The sequence below is a fragment of the Pseudomonas sp. DR208 genome, assembly GCF_019823005.1.
GTDB lineage: Bacteria > Pseudomonadota > Gammaproteobacteria > Pseudomonadales > Pseudomonadaceae > Aquipseudomonas > Aquipseudomonas extremorientalis.
In genome coordinates, this window is sequence record NZ_CP081944.1 from 4,466,746 (window position 1) to 4,485,404 (window position 18,659).

An 18,659-nucleotide genomic window follows, 5' to 3' on the forward strand; every position below is an offset into this window, starting at 1 on the left:
ACTACTCCTCTGTGAATCTGATTTTCGCGGTGGGTTTTTTCAGCCCTTCTACAGTCAACGAGGCGGAGGGTTGCCCAGTGGACGTCGAAGCTGGATAGAAACGATATGTTTTCTCACCGTTAGTTAACACAGTAACTGAGCCATCCTGGGAAATAGATTTTATATAACCATTAGACTCAAGGGTCTTTATGGCGCTGCCTTGGCTAACATTGGCCTCAATCTGTCCTGCACTATTTCGGGTAGCCTTCGGCAAAAACTCAATCGCCGTTGCTTTTGCACCCCACAATCCCATCTTACCTAAAACTGCCGCAATGCCTACACCTGTCAGCTCTCCGGCCATGAACATGGCCCACGCCTTCACAAACTCATTCGCAGGCTGTGGCCCATCAAAACCTTGACCTTGTGCAAGGGCCAACTGCGCTTGCGCAGCTTCTTCAGCAGAATACCCCTGTTTCTGCATGTATTCGGCGAGGGTAGTTGACGCCTGCCCGTACTGCGCCAATCCTGCCGGAAGATGCTCCCCGAAATTGTATTGCGTAGCATTCTTCGCAACCCAGCCACCCTTCTCGATCGACTTAGCATCAGCATCCTTCTGCGAAGCCGCTGCCAGCACTCCCACAATCTGTGAGCTCATGGACAACAAGGTCTTATCGCCTTTAACCAAAGAGTCCAGATGAACGACTAGAGCTTCGTTGATCCCGGCTGCCAAAGCCCCCGTTCTGAAGTCCCCGCCTGTGGCCTTAGAGAGCAAGCCACCCACCATTGCATGAACCACAATTTTAGGAGGGTAGCCTTCCGTCAGTACCCCATGGGTGTAGTCGCCAATGGCATTAAAACTTGCTGCAGCCAATGTATTGAACAATGCGCCTTTGAGTGCATCACCAAAGTCACCACCTTGTCCGAGCGCTTTGCTCAGCAAAGTCGACGTACCGTTCTGCAAGGCTTGGTTCGCCGCAAACTGGCCAACGCCGGTCCAGGTGTTGAGGGCTGGCGAAGTGATAACGGCCCCTGTGTTTGGATTGGTCTGCGTGCCTGTCCAACCATCGAAAAGCCCTTTCGTCAGGCCTGCCGTCACGCCCGATATCACGTAGCCCTTAATCGCATCCGATGAGGTGACGTCCTTGAACACTGCCCCCAGATTGCCCCGATTATTGATAACGCTGACGGTTGCATTAGTCGCGGCACCTGAAGCAACAGCCCCCACCGCCGCCGCCGTGACACCACCACCACCCGCCGCAGTCGCAGCCATAGGCCCTACGACAGTAGCCATCACGATCGCGATAATGATCTGCGACGCAGGACCAAGTCCGGAGTTGCTGTATTTGAAACTCTCGTGAATTTCCTTAACTTGATGCCAATCTACATCGCCACGCCTTTCTGCATCCTTTATCCATGCCAATTGCGGGTCAGCTTTGACCATTGCATCAATGGACTGACTAACCGTTTGCTGATTGACCTGCGTTACATCAATTTTCAAACCATCCACCGCTTTGATCACAATAGCGCCTGCGGCAGCCATTTGCGTTTGACGCACGGTTTCGTCGGTATTGCCTTTGCCTTTGGATGACACCCAAAAAGCATTGTTATTGGACTTCTCGTGGCTTTCCTGATGAAGGTCCTTAACACCTTCAAACGTCACACTACCGCCACTGGCAATGGTCAGGTCATTGCCACTTTGCAACTTGGCAGCCTGGTACTTCTGATCACCCTGGCTCTGAATCGTAAGATCGCCACCGGTTTTAATTTCACTACCGATGTTGGTGACTTTAGTCACCTCGTCACGCTGGGTTTTCTTGGTGCCCCAACTCCCCTTCTTCTTCATGTCATACAGCGAATAATCGCTGTCTTCTGCCGACAGCAGAACCTCATCAACAAAACGAACAGTGGATCCCTCAGGGTCAGACACAGTTTACCCCATCAGCCCGCCATTCAGCGCGAGGCGATTGCCGGCCCTATTAGATACAGCATCATCACTCAATTCGTTTCGTCACCCACCTCAAATTCAATAAATCCGCCCCTTAAGGATCCCCTTTATCAATTTTACTCACCACGCAGCTTGACGGTTCGAGGGTGTCGACTTTCCGGAATGCTTAATTTTTTCAATTTCCGCGTTGACCGCTAAATACTTATCAGCATATTTCTCCGGAGTGCGCTTGTGAAGTTCCCTCAAAATCGACACCAGACTTTCATGAATAGCCAAGTCTGTAGGCTTTATTTCCATAGCATCCTCATAACACTGCAAGGCGCCTTCAAGATCTCCCACCTTAACCAACATCGCACCTAGTTCAAGATACGTATCGACAAATGAAGGTTCGGCTTCAATGGCGGCCTGATAATACTTGAATGCGTAGACAACATTTGACGCACGCTCATTCGATACGCCTGCAAGGAAAAGATATCGAGCTATGACTTGATCAGCGGCCAACTGGGTAGCGACTTCATAATGCTTAATAGCCTGGGCAAAGTCACGCTGATAGAAACATATATCACCTAAACATTCAGCACATGCATAATCAGACAGTGAATGCGAGCAGGCCTTGAAATATTCAATTGCATTTTCGACAAGCCCGGTTGAGAGGTACCGAATCAGTTGTCTCTTAACATCATTAAAATCAGACTCGTTCACAGCTACTCTCCAACTACTCTAACGGGACTGCTCAGGGTCAGCCGCCATTTACTGCGCGCGGGCTGCCCCCCCTTTAAACTCTTTATTTTATCGCCCAGCATACTTGGTTCAAAATTTACTTCTATTGAAACGACCAGTCATGCACCGATATCAATTCGATCTTCTGATTAGACTCATACTCCAACGGTGCTCTATAGTCGGTAATAAAGCTGACCCCCTCTATATATTCACCATTTTCAATAATCAGAAACTCATCATCCACATCATTAAAATCCAACTCGTAAAAATCCTCAAGCAGCAGTAGGTCACTGCCAGGCATAACCACTTTAAACTTTCCTTGATAGCCTCTACCAACCACAATCCTATATAGCTTATTGCCCTCTCCGAAATCCAATGAAACCCAGTCATTCCGATAGCTGAAAGACTCCACGACTGCACCTACATCGATGGCGGAGCCCACCGGCGTTCGAACGCCAATCCAACCTGAACTTTCGAGCAAAATTTTATTAAGAGCGGAGTTTGAGTCGTACCACTCCACAGCGCCAATTTTTTCCTGAACACAGGAAAAGTCTTCGCCCAAATAAAAACCAGCCGCACTCAAGCCAGGACTCAACTCAGCCATAAGATCAGGAAATAATAAAGTCATTCACCATCACTCCTAGTTTTTCCATTCCCCAGCTTCATATTTTAACCGACTTCCCTGCTTATCATAATACTGCTGATAGCTGGTTATCGTTCTAGGCTTGAAACCTGTGAATGACAATCGACTCCTCTCTAGCTTTTAAAAGCGTTAGCACAACGCCCGCTCATCATTCGAGTCACCGAGAGACTCCGCGCACCGACCTCGCCAAGCCTAAGACTTCGCCAGCAGAGCAGATTCAAGATCGCTCTCCGGGGTTTAGGGTGAATGTGTGGGAATCCCTCAGGGTCCGTCTGCTTTTTTGATTTATTTACCATGCGGCGTGACGATTCAACGGTATAGACTTTCCGGAACGCCTCATCTTTCAACTGTCGCTTTGGATGCTGAGAACAATAGTCAACGGCCTTTTCGCCAAGCCCGCTTTACCCATGCGTTGCTAACAGAAACGGGACTCACTAATGCCTAAAGATGATTGATTTTGCGAAGTCTGCATACTTATAAAACCAACTTAACGCAAACAAAATCGAGAATGGCATTCCCAACCATACAAATACCACATCAAATTCCACCTCAAACCCTGCAGAAATAAACAGGACTGGCAACAATGCCAGCAGGCATCCTATGGAAAGCATTACGACTAAAACACCCGCCGCCATTATTGCCGAGAACATCAACTTACTTACCGTCACCCTTAGCCTCCTCGTAAAAGCCGTAGCCCTTATAACCCACTCCGCCGACATACACACCTAGCGCCGTACCAAATGGGGTTTTCGTGCCTAACAACGGAATGAAAAAATTATTATCCATCTTCGGAACCAAAACCCCGAAGATCGAACCCTTCCTCAATCCATCTGAAGCTCCCATCACGAGAGGGACCTTCCCAAAGCCAGCACCGGCGGAAAGTAACGTATCCGCCCCCTGGTAGACCAATGGACCATAGCCACCGGGAATCAAGTCAAAAGCCGACTTAACAGGGTTGTAACTCTTAGGCTCATCCCCCCAAAAATGGTTGTACATCCCCGTGGTTCCTTCCAAGACATTACCTGCCCCAAACGCACTCATGGGAGCGCCCACGAAGCAGCCCGCTGCAGTTGCGCACAGGGTAACGCCTGCACTCACGGTCATGCCACCTAAACCCGCTGTGACTGCATTTTTTCCGACTGGGATTACATCGGACGTTGTTCCGTCAGCCAGACGATCAAAAAAACTATAGTTAAACAGCCCTTTTTCTTGCTGCACTTGCGCCCACGTAAGTTCATTACTGAGTCCAGCCATATCTGATTCCGTAAGGTATTTATTACGGTACTCTTCGCCGCCTCGTTCAAACTCCGCCCAGCACTTCGTCAGAAAACAGGTCGCTTTTTCGAGATTTTCTTTTTTGAAATCTCCTTTTTCAGTCTCTTGCTGTATAGCGTCAGTTTCATCTTTATGTGCAGAACGATTGTAGAGGGTAGCATTTTTCGCAATCCATCCACCTTTCTCGATGGACTTCGCATCAGCATCTTTTTGCGAAGCTGCCGCCAGAACACCGACTATTTGAGAACTCATAGCTAGCAGATTCTTATCACCGCTAACCAACGAATCCAAATGAACTACAGCCGCTTCGTTAATACCCGCCGCCAACGCGCCGGTCTTGAAGTCCCCACCGGTCGCCTGGGCAAGTAATCCACCGACCATCGCATGCACCAATATCTTCGGCGGGTAGCCATCAGTCAGTTTGCCCTTGGTGTAATCCCCCACAGCATTGAAGCTTGCGGCTGCCAATGTATTGAACAATGCGCCTTTGAGTGCATCACCAAAGTCACCACCTTGTCCGAGCGCTTTGCTCAGCAAAGTCGACGTACCGTTCTGCAAGGCTTGGTTCGCCGCAAACTGGCCAACGCCGGTCCAGGTGTTGAGGGCTGGCGAAGTGATAACGGCCCCTGTGTTTGGATTGGTCTGCGTGCCTGTCCAACCATCGAAAAGCCCTTTCGTCAGGCCTGCCGTCACGCCCGATATCACGTAGCCCTTAATCGCATCCGATGAGGTGACGTCCTTGAACACTGCCCCCAGATTGCCCCGATTATTGATAACGCTGACGGTTGCATTAGTCGCGGCACCTGAAGCAACAGCCCCCACCGCCGCCGCCGTGACACCACCACCACCCGCCGCAGTCGCAGCCATAGGCCCTACGACAGTAGCCATCACGATCGCGATAATGATCTGCGACGCAGGACCAAGTCCGGAGTTGCTGTATTTGAAACTCTCGTGAATTTCCTTAACTTGATGCCAATCTACGTCGCCACGCCTTTCTGCATCCTTTATCCATGCCAATTGCGGGTCAGCTTTGACCATTGCATCAATGGACTGACTAACCGTTTGCTGATTGACCTGCGTTACATCAATTTTCAAACCATCCACCGCTTTGATCACAATAGCGCCTGCGGCAGCCATTTGCGTTTGACGCACGGTTTCGTCGGTATTGCCTTTGCCTTTGGATGACACCCAAAAAGCATTGTTATTGGACTTCTCGTGGCTTTCCTGATGAAGGTCCTTAACACCTTCAAACGTCACACTACCGCCACTGGCAATGGTCAGGTCATTGCCACTTTGCAACTTGGCAGCCTGGTACTTCTGATCACCCTGGCTCTGAATCGTAAGATCGCCACCGGTTTTAATTTCACTACCGATGTTGGTGACTTTAGTCACCTCGTCACGCTGGGTTTTCTTGGTGCCCCAACTCCCCTTCTTCTTCATGTCATACAGCGAATAATCGCTGTCTTCTGCCGACAGCAGCGCCAATTTACCGCCAGCAACCAGGTATGCCTCGTCCCCCGCAGTGATCCGGCTGGCAATCATCGCCAGATCCTTACCCGCACCCAGCGATACATCCTCACCCGCACTCAGCGCGGTCGAAACCTGACTGACATGATCTTCCTGACGTTTCTCCTTTTTGCTTTTGCGGGAGGAATGTTCCTCATCTGCAGCCGAAGCCAGAATCAAATCACCGCCAGCACGCATGTTGATGTCGCGCTTGGCATCGATCTGACTGGCGATCGCTGCGATGTCTCGTCCCGCCTTGACATTCACATCGCGCCCGGCATCCACATCGGAGCCGTGTTGTGTGGCGCTGCTGGATTGCAGGCGCTTGCCCATATCCATCGCATTGCGTTCTTCGGCGGCGACTAAGCTGGCATCGCGCCCAGCGACAATGGTCGTGTCGCGACCGCTTTGCAGAGCACCACCGACACTGGCAAAGTCTCGCCCGGCGCCGATGTCCAGATCATTCGCCGCCTCAACCCGCGCAGCGCTGTCCACATAATCGCGATGCTGCGAATACCCTGCCCCTTTGTCATCCCAACCGGTCACGCTGCGCTCGTTGATCACATCGCCATTGATGGCGGTCAGCGTCACATCGCGCCCTTTGATGATGCCGCCGGCTTTGTTGACGATGTTGTTGCCCGCCAGCAGGTCCAGGCGGTTGCCTGCTTCGATCAGCCCGCTGTTGGTCACATCATTGGCGGCCTTGGCCGACAGGTTGTTGGTGGCGCGCAGGGTGCCGGCGTTGACCAGGTTTTCACCGGCAATCAGGTTCAGGTCGTTACCGGCGATCAAGGCGCCGGTGGGGGCAAGACGGTTATTGGCCTGGGCCAGGTACAGCACCGGCACCAGGACTTTTTCACCGTTCACTTCGTGCTCTTCCAGCCACACGATGTCATGCGTCAGGGCTGCGACCTGTTGTGAGGTGAGGCTGACGCCCATCGACAGGTTCAGCTGCTGCTTGCTGCTGATGGCGTTGTCCATCAAGTACTTGAACAGTTTTTCGTCGGTGGTCTGGCCGTCGATAAAGCGTTGCCCGGTGCGCGCTTGCACGGCCTGCTGAACCAGACGCTGTTCGTACAGGCCATCGCCCAGGCGCTTCCAGCTTGTGTCTGGGTTGTAGCCCAGGCCTTGCAGCAGGTAGTCCGAGCTCATGAATTGCTTGAGGTCGGTGAGTACCGGGTTGGTTTCGATCAGGTATTTGTGCGGCTGCGAGACGGCACGGCTGTCCGGCAGGCCCTGGACGCGGCTGATGGTTTGGCCGGCCAATGCCGTGGGCTGGCTGACGACGGGTGGTTGTATGTGACCGCCAGCGAGTACGTCCTGGACAGCCGGGGTAAGGCCGGGCAGTTGGGTCTCCGACGCAGCGATCGCCGCAACGTCGGTACTGCGCGCATTGGTCGACAAGCCCGGCACACTCAGATCAGGGAGAGCCCCGTCTGACGACGTATGCACAACCCTATCGCCTGGCGTGACGGCAGGCAGGCCGATGCCCGGCCGCGAACCATCGACCGCAGGCTGGGAAACATCAGCGGGATTGCGCGCGTCAATGCCGTCGACGCGGGTGGTGTCGGCACCGTTGGTGCGTCCCGGTAGCCGGACTTGCACATCGGCGCTGCCTACACCGCCGGTATCGATGGCGCTGGCGACCGCATTGAGCAAACCCGCTTCACGGGCCGCCACGGCGACCTGACGCGTGCTGGTGGCGACTTGCGCCGCTTCGCCGACTTGAATCACGCGGCCATGGGTGGATGGCAGCGCTTGCTGGCGCTGGCTCGGATCGAGGCTGGCGCTGCCCAGCGTCCAATTCTGATTAACAGTGCCCGCCTGCCCCGTCGTGCCGCTTTGGCCACTTAAACGAAACAATCCGTTCTGCCCGCTGGGCAAACCGAAGCCCGGCAGGGTCAGCGGGTTGACCTGCTGTTGGGCAAGGTCGGGTGGCAACTGTGCATTGAGCACCACCACCTGGGTTTTATTGGCGCCTACGCCGGTGTCCAGCGAACGCCCACCCACCGCCTGCGCGGTCTTGATCACGTTGATGTTGTTGATGCTTTTACTGGCGGTGAGCGCAGCGTTGCCACCGGCCTGAATAATCGCCGGGGCCACCACTTGGGTGCCGCCTTGTACGGCGATGGGCTGGTTGATACCGGGAAACAGCGACGGACTGAACCGCGCCATCAAGTCCGCAAACGCCGCCTCATCCACTGGAGAACCCTGCGGGTGCGCGCGGTTATAGGCCTGCACCGCGGCGACCATCTGGTTGTACTGCCCCTTGGAGATTTTGGTAATACCGCCGTATTCCTGGCTCTGAGAACCGGAACCACCGGTAGCTGCCTGGTTGAGGATGTTTTCGCCAGTAATCGATAGGTCATTGGCGGCCGACACCACGCTGTAGCGGTTGGTGAAGTTCTGCCCGGTAACCACCATGTTGCGCCCGGCGCTGAGGGTGGCCGAAGGCGAGTCGATCTCAAGCACACTCGACACGGTACGGCTCAAGGTCACCGCAGGGCGTCGGTCACTCCAACCGCCGCTGCAATGCTGGGTGCACCGAATGCCCACGCCCACGGACGTCAACTGCTGGTTGAGCTTGAATTTCTCGCGCTCGTTGATCACGTCGTTGGCCGCGATTCGGAGGTCGCCCATGCTCTCGATGCTGGCGGAAACGTTACGCACGCTCTGCGCCTGGGTTCCACCGGCTACACCCGCTACCGTGAGGTTGCCCAGGCTGTAGATGTCCGAATAGTTGTTGGTCAGGCTGCCCAGGTTGAAGGTCGAGTCCTGGCCGCTGAACAGGAATCCGCGTGCGCCGACACCGCTTGCAGCGTGATCGTTGAGCAGGCTTTGGGCCGTCAGCACCAGGTTTTGCGAAGCCCCCAACGTGCCGGTGTTCACAATGCTGCCAGCGTTGATGCGCAAGTCGCCGCTGGAGGTCAAACGCCCACGGTTGAGCAGTTGGCCCCCGGTGGTCAGTTGGGAAGTGCCACTGCCAGCCACGCTGGCGGTTTCATTCACGGTTATCTGCGCAGCGCTCAAGCCCAGGTTGCCCAGGCTGCTATAGCGCCCGTTACCGCCGTAGCTACCGGCCAGCGTCAGATTGGCCGTACCGTCACTGGCGATCAGGCCGTCGTTGTTCCAGTTGCCGCCGTTGCCCGTCAGGCTGTCGGAGGCGAGTAACTGGCCGCTGGCGGTCTGGTTCAGGGTATTGACGTTGACCGTCAAGCGTCCGGCCTGGATCACGCTGCTGTTGGTCCAGCTGTCTGCGGCCAGGGTCAGGCCGCCACGGGTCACCAGGTTGCCGCCGGCATTGATCAGGTTGGCGGTGGCGATATCAAAAGTGCCGGTGCCGCCGTGCAACAGGCTCCCGCCCTGGTTCAGGAAGCCGCCGGCATTCAGGGTCAGGTCAGCGTTGGAGGTTTCCAGTCGACCATTACGGTTATCGAATGCACCGCCGAGCTGGAAGTTGGTTTTGCCGCTGCGGCCCAGCGCGCGCAGTTGCCCGCCTTGGTTGTCGACGCTGCCGCCCGTCACGCTCAAGGTATTGTCGCTTTCAATCACACCGCTGCGGTTGATCAGCGCGCCACCGGCGTTCAGCTCAACCGCACGACCTGCAATCTGCCCGGCGCTGTTGTCCAGTTGCACACCACTGACTCGCATCAAGCCGGTGGCATACGCCCCGCCATTGGCATTGGCGAAGTAGTTGGCGTTGACCACTGCATCGCCGGTCTGCGCAGCGATGAAGCCGCTCTGGTTGTCGAGGCGGTTGGCATTCAGGTTCAGGCTATGGGCCTGGAGCGTGCCGCCTTGGTTATTGAGGTCGCCGCTGATGTTCAGGCCCAGGCCGGTTTGACCCTGCACCTTGCCTTTGGCGTTGTTCAATCCCACCGCGGTCAACTGCACATCGGCGTCCTGGCTGTAGATCAGACCGTCGCTGTTGTTCTGCACGATACCGCTGCTGGTGATCGCTACGCGGTCTTTACCAGCGAGGGTGCCGCTGCCGCTGTTGTTCAGGCCACCGCTGAACAACGTCAACAGACTTTGGCTGATGATTTTACCCTTGGCGTCGTTGTTGACCTGCATCGCCCGTTGCAGCAACAAGGGGCCGGAACTGGCAATGCTGCCGCCGCTGTTGTTGAGGGTGCCGAGCAGGTTGAGGGTCAGGCGGCCGTTGGTCGCCAACGTGCCGCCGTTGTTGTTCAGGTCGGTGCCGACGACAGTCATCGCTTGTTGGGCGTTGATCGTGCCTTGGTTGGTCAGCGTTGCCGCCTGCAGATCCAGCGTGTTGCCGCTTTCGATCAAACCGCCATCGACGTTGGTCAACGCACCGGCCACGGTGAGCGTTTGCCCGTCGCCACTGGACAGCACGCCTTTGCCACTGTTATCCAGGCTGGCGGCACTGACGCCCAAACGGCCTTGGCTAACCAGCGCGCCTTCGTTGTTGTTCTGCAGCGCGCCACTCAGGCGCACGTCAATTGCACCGCTGCGGCTGGAGAGCGTGCCGTTGTCACGGTTGTCGAGGTTGTCACCCCTGACGTTCAGACCTTGCCAGCCGGACAGCAGGCCTCTTGCGGTGTTGTTCATCGTGGCCGCGTTGACAGTCAGCACTTGGCTGCTGATCAGCTTGCCGGCGCTGTTGTCCAGGCTGCGCGCCGTCAGAGCGAAGCTTTGCTGGCTGGAGATTTCGCCGCCTTGGTTATTCAGGTCACGCAGGTTTTTCAGGGTCAGCGGGCCGTTAGTCAGCAGCAGGCCGTTGCGGTTGTCCAAGTCACTGTTGTTGAGGTCCAGGGTCATCCCCTGCTCGCCCACCACGCGGCCGCCCGCCAGTGCCAGAGCGTTGAGGTTCGCGGTCAACGCGCCTTTGGCCGAGACTTCACCGCCATTGCCCGTGTTGAGGCTGGCAGCGTTGAGGTTCAAGGATTGCTTGGCACTGATCAAGCCTTGGTCCTGGTTGCTCAACAAGCCATCGCTGGTCAGTTGCAAGTCGCTGCGGCTATTGAGCGTGCCGCCACGGTTGTCGACGGAACCTGCGTGAGCGTCGAGGCTGGCGCCGCCGATCAGGCCTTTCAGGTTAGCCAGGGTTTGATTGACGCGCAGGGTCAGGCCCTGGTTACTCAGCAGCTTGCCGTTGCTGTTATCCAGACTTTGCGCGGCCAAGGTGAAGGCTTGGGCGCTGGAGATTTCACCGCCCTGATTATTGACGCTACTGAGGTGGTTGAGCATCAGTGGGCCAATAGCGTTGATCAATCCGCCTTGGTTGTTCAGTTGAGCGTTGTTCAGGTCGAGACTCAAACCCGCGTTGCTGAACAGCTTGCCGCCCTGCTGATCCAAACCGGTGACGCTGGCGGTCAGCGCCTTGGCGCTGCCGATGCTGCCGCCGTTGTTCAACTGTGCGGTGGTCAAGTCCAGGGTATCGCCGCTGTTGAGGCGGCCGTTTTGGTTGTTCAGCTCTCCGGTGCTAACCGTGACCGGGCCTTTGCCGCTGATGATGCCTTGCTGGTTACCCAGATTGGCGCTTTGCAGGGTCAGGCCGCCGTCGGTAACCAGTTTGCCTTCGCTGTTGTTGAGGCTGTCGGTGACGGAGACGCTCAAGCCCTTGGCGCTGGACAGGCTGCCTTTGCTGTTGTTCAGGCTACGGGCCTTGACGGCCAACGCATCTTCACTGCTAAGCACACCTTGGCTGTTGTCGAAATCACCTGCGAGATCCAGCTTTAGCGATTCCTGGCTGAGCAGTTTGCCGCCGTTGTTATCCAGCGATGTGCCGGTCAGGATCAAGCGTTGGCCGTTGAGTTCACCGAGGGTGCGGTTGATGAGCTGATCAACGGCAAGGTTCAACGTACCGCCTGCGAACACCACGCCCTTGTCGCTGTTGTTGAGTTGTTGGCCGGTGACGCTGACGTCGGCGTTGCCGGTCAATTCGCCGCTGCGGTTGTCGACAGTCGCCACGTCGAGTTTCAGCGCTTTTGTGGCGCCTACCAGACCGTTGCGGTTATCGAGATTTACGCCGCGCAGGTTGAGGGCGTCGGTGCTGATCAGCTTGCCGTTCTGGTTGTCGAGTTTGCTGGCGTTGATCATCGCAAGCGCCTTGCCCGCGATCTCGCCATTGCGGTTGTCCAGCGCTGCGCTGGTCAGCAACAAGGCACCGTCGGCGATCACGCTGCCACGTTGGTTATCGAACCATTCGCTGGCACTGAGGGTGACATCGCCACGCCCACTGAGCAGGCCTTCGGTGTTGTCCAGGCGAGTGCTGCGGGCATCGAGGCTGGCGGCGTTGATATGGCCTTTGAGGTTGGCCAGCAGTTGCTCCACACGCAGGGTCAGTGCCTGGTTGCTGATCAGTTTGCCGTTGCTGTTATCGAGGTTTTTTGCGACCAGGGTGAAGGCGTTTTGGCTGGAGATTTCGCCGTACTGGTTGTTGACAGTGGCGAGGTTGTCGAGTGTCAGCAGGGGTGCGTTGATCACCCCTGCGTTCACCAGTTCGCCATTGTGCAGGTCAAGGTTGAGTTGCGTGGTGCTGACCAGTTCGGCGCCGCCCAGCTGCGTCAGGCCGGTAAGGCTGGCATTCATGGCGCCGACGCTGCCGATATGCCCGCTGTTGTTGAGCTGGGTGGCGCTGAGGTCGAGCTTGTCGGCGCTGATCACGCGGCCGTCGATGCCGTTGGTGAACAGTCCGGTGTTGACCGTCGCCAGGCCTTGGCTTTTGAGCAGGCCGTTGGTGTTCTCCAGGCTGGCACTGGTCAGTGTGAGGTTTTGGCCGCTTTCGACGGTGCCACCTTGGTTGATTAGCGCCGCTGCGCTCGCAAGGGTCAGCGGTCCTGCGCTGGAGATCTTGCCGTGGGTGTTGTCGATGCGCTGGCCTGCCAGCTCCATGGAGCCTTCGCTGGTGAGCTTGCCGCCTGTGTTGTCCAGGCCTGCCTTCAGTTGAAGTGCCAAAGCACGCTGAGCGCCAACAGTGCCATCGGTGTTATCTAGAGCAGTGCCGGTAAGCCGAGCGTCCTGGGCAAAGATCAAGCCTTTGGCCTGATTGATCACCTCGGCCATGACCAATTCCAGCCCAGTACCGGCCAACAACTTGCCGCCGCTGTTATCCAGGCGCTGGCCGTTGAAGTCGATGTTCTGCTGACTGGAGATTTCCCCGGTACGGTTGTCGGTATTGCTGACCTTGAGTTTCAGCACTTTTGTCGCGGCGAGCAGGCCGCCATCTTGGTTATCCAAGGTGTCAGCGTTGAGGCTCAGATTGCCCTGGGCGACCCACTGACCGCCCTGCTGATTCAGCACGCCAACCGTGGCGTCCAGATCATCCTGGCTGGCAATGCGTCCCTTGGCGTTTTCGACGGTATCGAGGGTCAGGCGTACCGGGCCAATCGCGCTGGTCAGGCCGTTCTGGTTGTTCAAGGACTGGCCGGCAAGCACCAGCGCCTGCTTGCTGTTTAGCACGCCTTCGCGGTTGTCGACTTGGCCGACATGCAGGTCCAGGCCCTGATTGGCGCGCACCGCGCCGCCACGGTTGTCCAAGCTATTGCTGCGCAGGGTCAGCAGGTTCTGTCCGGACAGGCGACCGGTGCGGTTGTCCACACTCCCCGCCTGGATGTCCATCACGCCTTTGGCGAGCACGGCACCTTTGGCTTGGTTATCAAGCAGGCCATCGACCTTCATCGTCAGGCTGCCATCGGTCGCCAGACTGCCGGACTGGCTGTTATCCAGGCTGGTCGCGGTCACGTTCAAACGCTGGCCGGCACCCAAGGTGCCGCCTTGGTTGGACAGCGCGCCGGTGGTGGTCAGGTCGAGGCTGATGTCGCCCATCACATGACCGTCGTTGCGGTTGTTCAGGGTCATCGCGTTGACCACTGTGGCGCCGCTGCTGGAGACTTCGCCGTCATCGTTAAGCAGGTCGGCCCCCAACGTTAACGCCAGGTCTTTGGAACTGCTGAATACGCCGCTGGTGTTATCCAGTCGCTCTGCTTGCACAGTCAGGCCTGCGGCAGCAATGACGCCCTTGAGGTTGATCAGCGCTTGGTCGACTTTGAGGGTCAGCGCCTGGTCACTGAGCACATGGCCGTCGCTGTTATCCAGACTTTTCGCAGCCAGGACAAAGCTACGCTCGCTGGAAATTTCGCCGTGCTGGTTGGCGACGGAGGCGAGGTTTTTCAACAGCAATTGCCCTGGCGCGTGGATCAGGCCACCGGCGTTGTTGAGAACGCCGAGGTTCATGTCCAGGCTTAAATCGCGGGTGCTGTAGAGCTGGCCACCGTTGCGCTGATCCAGGCCGGTGAGGCTGGCGGTCAGTGCCTTGTTACTGGCGATATGGCCGTCAAAACGGTTATCCACCTGCCCTGCCGTCAGGTCCAGGAGATCGGCACTGGTGAGGCGCCCGCCGCTCTGGTTATTCAACGCGCCGGTCGTGATGCGCACCGCGCCGTCACCGATCATTTTGCCGCCGCTGTTGTCGATGCTGGCGCTGCTCACGGTCAACGCCATTGCGCTAAGCAGTTCGCCGCTGCGGTTGCTCAGAACGCCGTTGGTGCTCAGACTCAAAGCCGCGCCGCTGCTGAGGCGACCGCCGTCGTTGTTCAGTGTGGCGGTTTGCAGGGTTAGGCGCTTGTCACTGCGCACGGTGCCTTGCTGGTTGTTCAGTTGGTCGAGTTCCAGACTCAGTGCGCCGTTCGCCAGAAGGCGACCTTTGTGGCTGTTGTCGAACTGCCTGCCGTTAAATGACAGGTCGGAGAGGCTGGAAACTTCGCCGCTTTGGTTGTTCAGGTTATCAACCTTCATCACCAGCGACTGGCGTGCATTGAGCAAGCCACCCTCGCGGTTATCCAGCTGCGTGCCGCTTACCTGCATCGGCCCGGCTGCCGTTACGCTGCCGCCACGGTTATCGAATTGACCCATCGCCAGGTCCGCCTGCTCACCGCTGACAAAACGGCCGCCACGGTTGATCGCGATACCACGGGTGGTGACGTTAAGTAACCGATCCCCTTGCAACAGCCCCTGGCTGTTATCCAGGCTCATACTGCTCAAGGTGGTGGTAGCACCGACGATTTCACCGTGGCGATTGTCAAGGGCCGTGTCGACGGACAGCGTCAGATCATCGCGGACTTTGAGCTGGCCTTCGGCGTTAACCAGGCTGTTTGCGTGCAGGTCTAACCCCGTGGCGGCGACCAAGCCTTTGGTGTTATCCAACGCGTTGGCAACGCGCACCACAAGCCCTTGCTCGCTGAGCAACTTGCCGCCCCGGTTGTCGAGGCTGCCTGCGGTAAACACCAGGGCCTGGGCACTGGAAATTTCCCCGCCCTGGTTATCAACACTGCTTAAGTTGCTCAGTAGCAGCGCACCCGGCGCATGAATCAAACCGCCTTGGTTGTTCAGATGGCCGTGGTTCAGGTCCAGGGCTACACCCGCCTGGCTGTGGATATTGCCTTTGGCGCTATTGTCCAGGCTTGCCGTGCTCACCCGTAATGGGCCGGTTGCGCTGAACAGACCGGCCTGGTTCAGCAGATACGCGCTGAGCAACGCGGTAAGGCGACCGTCGCTGGTCAGCTTCCCGCCGCTGTTGTCCAAGCGCGTCGCGGTGATGTCCATCGCCTGCCCGGCGAACAGCGTGCCCTGGCGATTGTCGATCAGGCCCACGCTGTTGAGCGAGAGCATCGCGTCGCCTTGCAGCAGGCCCTCGCGGTTATCCAGCGACGTACTGTTGACCGATGCCGTGCGCGCCAACAGCTTGCCACTGCGGTTATCCAGTGCTCCGTCGATCTGCGCGATCAAGCCATCGCCGGCGCTGAGCGTGCCACCTTGGTTAGTCAGGCTGGCGGCGCGCACGTCCAGGGTTTTAGCCGAGATCAAGCCTTGCGTGTTATCGAGTGCGTGGGCGATGCGCACGGTCAAACCCTGCTCGCTGAGGAGCTTAGCGTGGTGATTATTCAGGGTGTCCGCGGCCAGGGTGAACGCCTGGGTGCTGGAAATTTCGCCGCTCTGGTTATCGACGCTGGCGAGGTTGCTCAGCAGTAATTGGCCTGGGGCGTTGATCGTGCCACCCTGGTTGTTCAAATGACCGTTATTGAGATCGAGGCGCACATCCCCCTGGCCGAAGAATCGGCCATCGTTGTGCTGATCCAGACCACTGACGCCAGCATTCAGCATTTGGCCCGCGCTGATGCGGCCGCCCTCGCTGTTATCCACTTGGCCAGCGCTCAAGTTGAACGCGACATCACCGCGCAAGGTGCCACGCTGGTTATTCAGCGGGCCGCTCGATTGCACAGTGAGGTTATGGGCGACAAGCGTGCCTTGTTGGTTATCAAGGCGACCCAGGTTGAGGCGTGCATCACCTTTGGCGACAAACAGACCGGTCTGGTTGAGCAATTGCCCGGTGATCGCCGCGACCAACGCGCCGTCGCTGGTGAACGTGCCTGCGCTGTTGTCCAGGCGGGATGCATTGAGGGTAGCGGTTGCACCTGCCGCCAATGTCCCGCGCTGGTTGGACACCACGCCGCTGTTGAGCACCAGGGAGCGATCGCCTTGCAGGCGGCCGCGGTCGTTGTTCAGTTCACCGGTGGTGGACGCAAGGTCGGTTGCCAGAAGCTCGCCGGTGCGGTTATCCAGCAGACCTGTGATGTTCGTTGTCAGATGATTACGTGCGCCGAGCTTGCCGCCCTGGTTGTTCAGGCTCGCGGCGTTGATGTCGAGGTTAGACGCCGAAACCAGGCCCAAAGCAGTGTTCATCGCTCCGGCGATACGCAGGGTCAAGTCTTGGTCGCTGAGCACTTTACCCGCGTCGTTGTCGAGGCTATTGGCGGCCAGGAGGAATGACTGCGTGCTGGAGATTTCGCCTTGACGGTTATCGACGGTCTTGAGGTTGTTAAGGGTCAATTGACCGCTGGCGTTGATCAGACCGTTGCGGTTATCCCAGTGCCCGTGGTTGAGATTCAACGTCAGAGAGTCTTGGCTGTTGAGCGCGCCCTTTTGACTGTTGTCTAGAGCGCCGGTATTGACCTGTACCGACTGACGCGCTGCAATTCGACCGCTCTGGTTATTGACCAGACCTGATGCGTTGAGGCTCAACGATTGACCTGCCGACACCAGGCCCGCCACATTGTCCAGCGCTGCCAATTGCAGCACGACTTGAGCCTGGCTCGACAGCTCGCCACTGCGGTTGATCAGTTGCCCGATGCCCGCCGTCAAGTTGCCCGTGCTGGTGACCAATCCGCCTTGGCTGTTAAGCAGTTGATTGGCGTCGATTCCCAGGTTGCCCGCGCTGAGGATGCGGCCCTGGTTCTGGTTGTCCAGAGTCGACGCGTTCAGTTGCGCATCGCGTTGAGCGCTCAAGGTGCCACCCTGGTTGGCCAGGTTGCCCGTGTTGATGGTCAAGTCACGGCTGGCGATCACCGTCTTGCCGCTGTTGTCGATGCTATTTGCTTTTAAGCGCACATCGCCTTGGGCATTGCGGCTGTTATCCGCATTGACGCCCGCTTCGATGATCCCGTTGTTGGTCAACCGCCCAGCAGCGTCCAGTGTGATGCTGTCCTTGGCCGCCAGGGTTTGCTGATTGGTCAGTGCGCCTTGGGTGGTCACCGACAAGCCAGTACCGGCATACACGGCGCCCTTGGCCTCTACGCTGGCTGCTTTGACCGCCACTGCCGTACCGGCCGAGGTCTGGCCCATGACCACATTGCCCGCTGCATCAATCTGGATATCACCACCGGCGACCATGTCCCCGGACAGTTTCACCCCTACGCCGGCCTCGGTCCCCACCAACCTGACCGCACCCACATACATGCCGCCCAGCGCCGACGAGTCAATCGCCAGGTCCGGTGCCTTGCTGCCGTCCGCCGCACGCGCCGTGGCGTTCAGCGTGCGCGCATCCACATCATTGCGACCCGCTACGATGGTGAGCTTTTTCGCCTGGATCTGCGCGTTGAGGGTGGTGGCGCGGGTGATGATTTCGAACTGATCGACGTTGCTGGCGTTCAGGCCAGTGCCTTCGATGGCGACGTTGCCCTGATCCACTTGGTAGCGGCTGATCTGGCCGTTTTCGATGACCGCCTTGCCCGTGGTGAGTGTGGCTTGAGGGGTGTTGATAAAGCCGCAACCGTTGCAACTGATGCCATACGGGTTGGCGACAATCACATGGGCCGACTGCCCCGCCACTTCGGTGTAGCCACGCAATTGGCTGGGGCTGCCGCCATTCACCTCGTTGAGGATGACGCTGGCGGCGCTGCCATTGAAGTTTGGGTTACCCACGATGATGCCACCCAATTGGGTGGATTGGGTCCGGCTGGTCGCGTTATTGAGAATGACCCCGTTGGCGCCGACGTTGTAGTCGTGGAATTGGTTGTGCGATAGCCCGTTAGCGTTGGGCGCAGCGATGTTGACGATCGGAACGCCGTTACCCGCCTGCCCAAGGCTCGTACCCGGTCCGCTCACGGCAATGCCGTCCGCCTGAGCCAGCAGGGGCTGCCAGAACATGGCGTTCGCCAGCACCAACGCCAACCCGCGCTTGGGCAAGCCCAGGAAGGTAGAACGGCTTTTCAAGGCAGCAGAAGGTTGGCGCGCAAGGAAGGCGAGCTGGCGAACGTCCATGTCATGTCCCGATGCCCAAGGGGCGGT

At 57.6% G+C, this 18,659-nt stretch carries 4 protein-coding genes and 1 pseudogene; all 5 read right to left on the bottom strand.

Features of this window, described 5'->3' with window-relative positions; genetic code table 11:
• Position 1 precedes the first annotated feature (1 nt).
• A pseudogene (locus K5K89_RS20125) lies at positions 2-1,861 on the bottom strand (DUF637 domain-containing protein); the annotation flags it as partial.
• Between the two features lie 183 nt (positions 1,862-2,044).
• Entirely contained in the window at positions 2,045-2,626 is a 582-nt protein-coding gene (locus K5K89_RS20130; RefSeq protein WP_222540137.1) for a tetratricopeptide repeat protein, read from the bottom strand.
• Positions 2,627-2,747: 121 nt separating this feature from the next.
• Complete coding sequence (locus tag K5K89_RS20135) at positions 2,748-3,272, bottom strand: hypothetical protein (RefSeq protein WP_093128590.1); 525 nt, start codon at positions 3,270-3,272, stop codon at positions 2,748-2,750.
• A 449-nt stretch (positions 3,273-3,721) separates the two neighbouring features.
• Positions 3,722-3,955: a hypothetical protein gene (locus K5K89_RS20140; protein ID WP_093514681.1), complete on the bottom strand. Its 234-nt coding sequence runs from the start codon at positions 3,953-3,955 to the stop codon at positions 3,722-3,724.
• Entirely contained in the window at positions 3,942-18,632 is a 14,691-nt protein-coding gene (locus tag K5K89_RS20145; RefSeq protein WP_222540138.1) for a filamentous hemagglutinin N-terminal domain-containing protein, read from the bottom strand. Before K5K89_RS20145 ends, K5K89_RS20140 begins: the two co-directional genes overlap by 14 nt.
• Positions 18,633-18,659 lie beyond the last annotated feature (27 nt).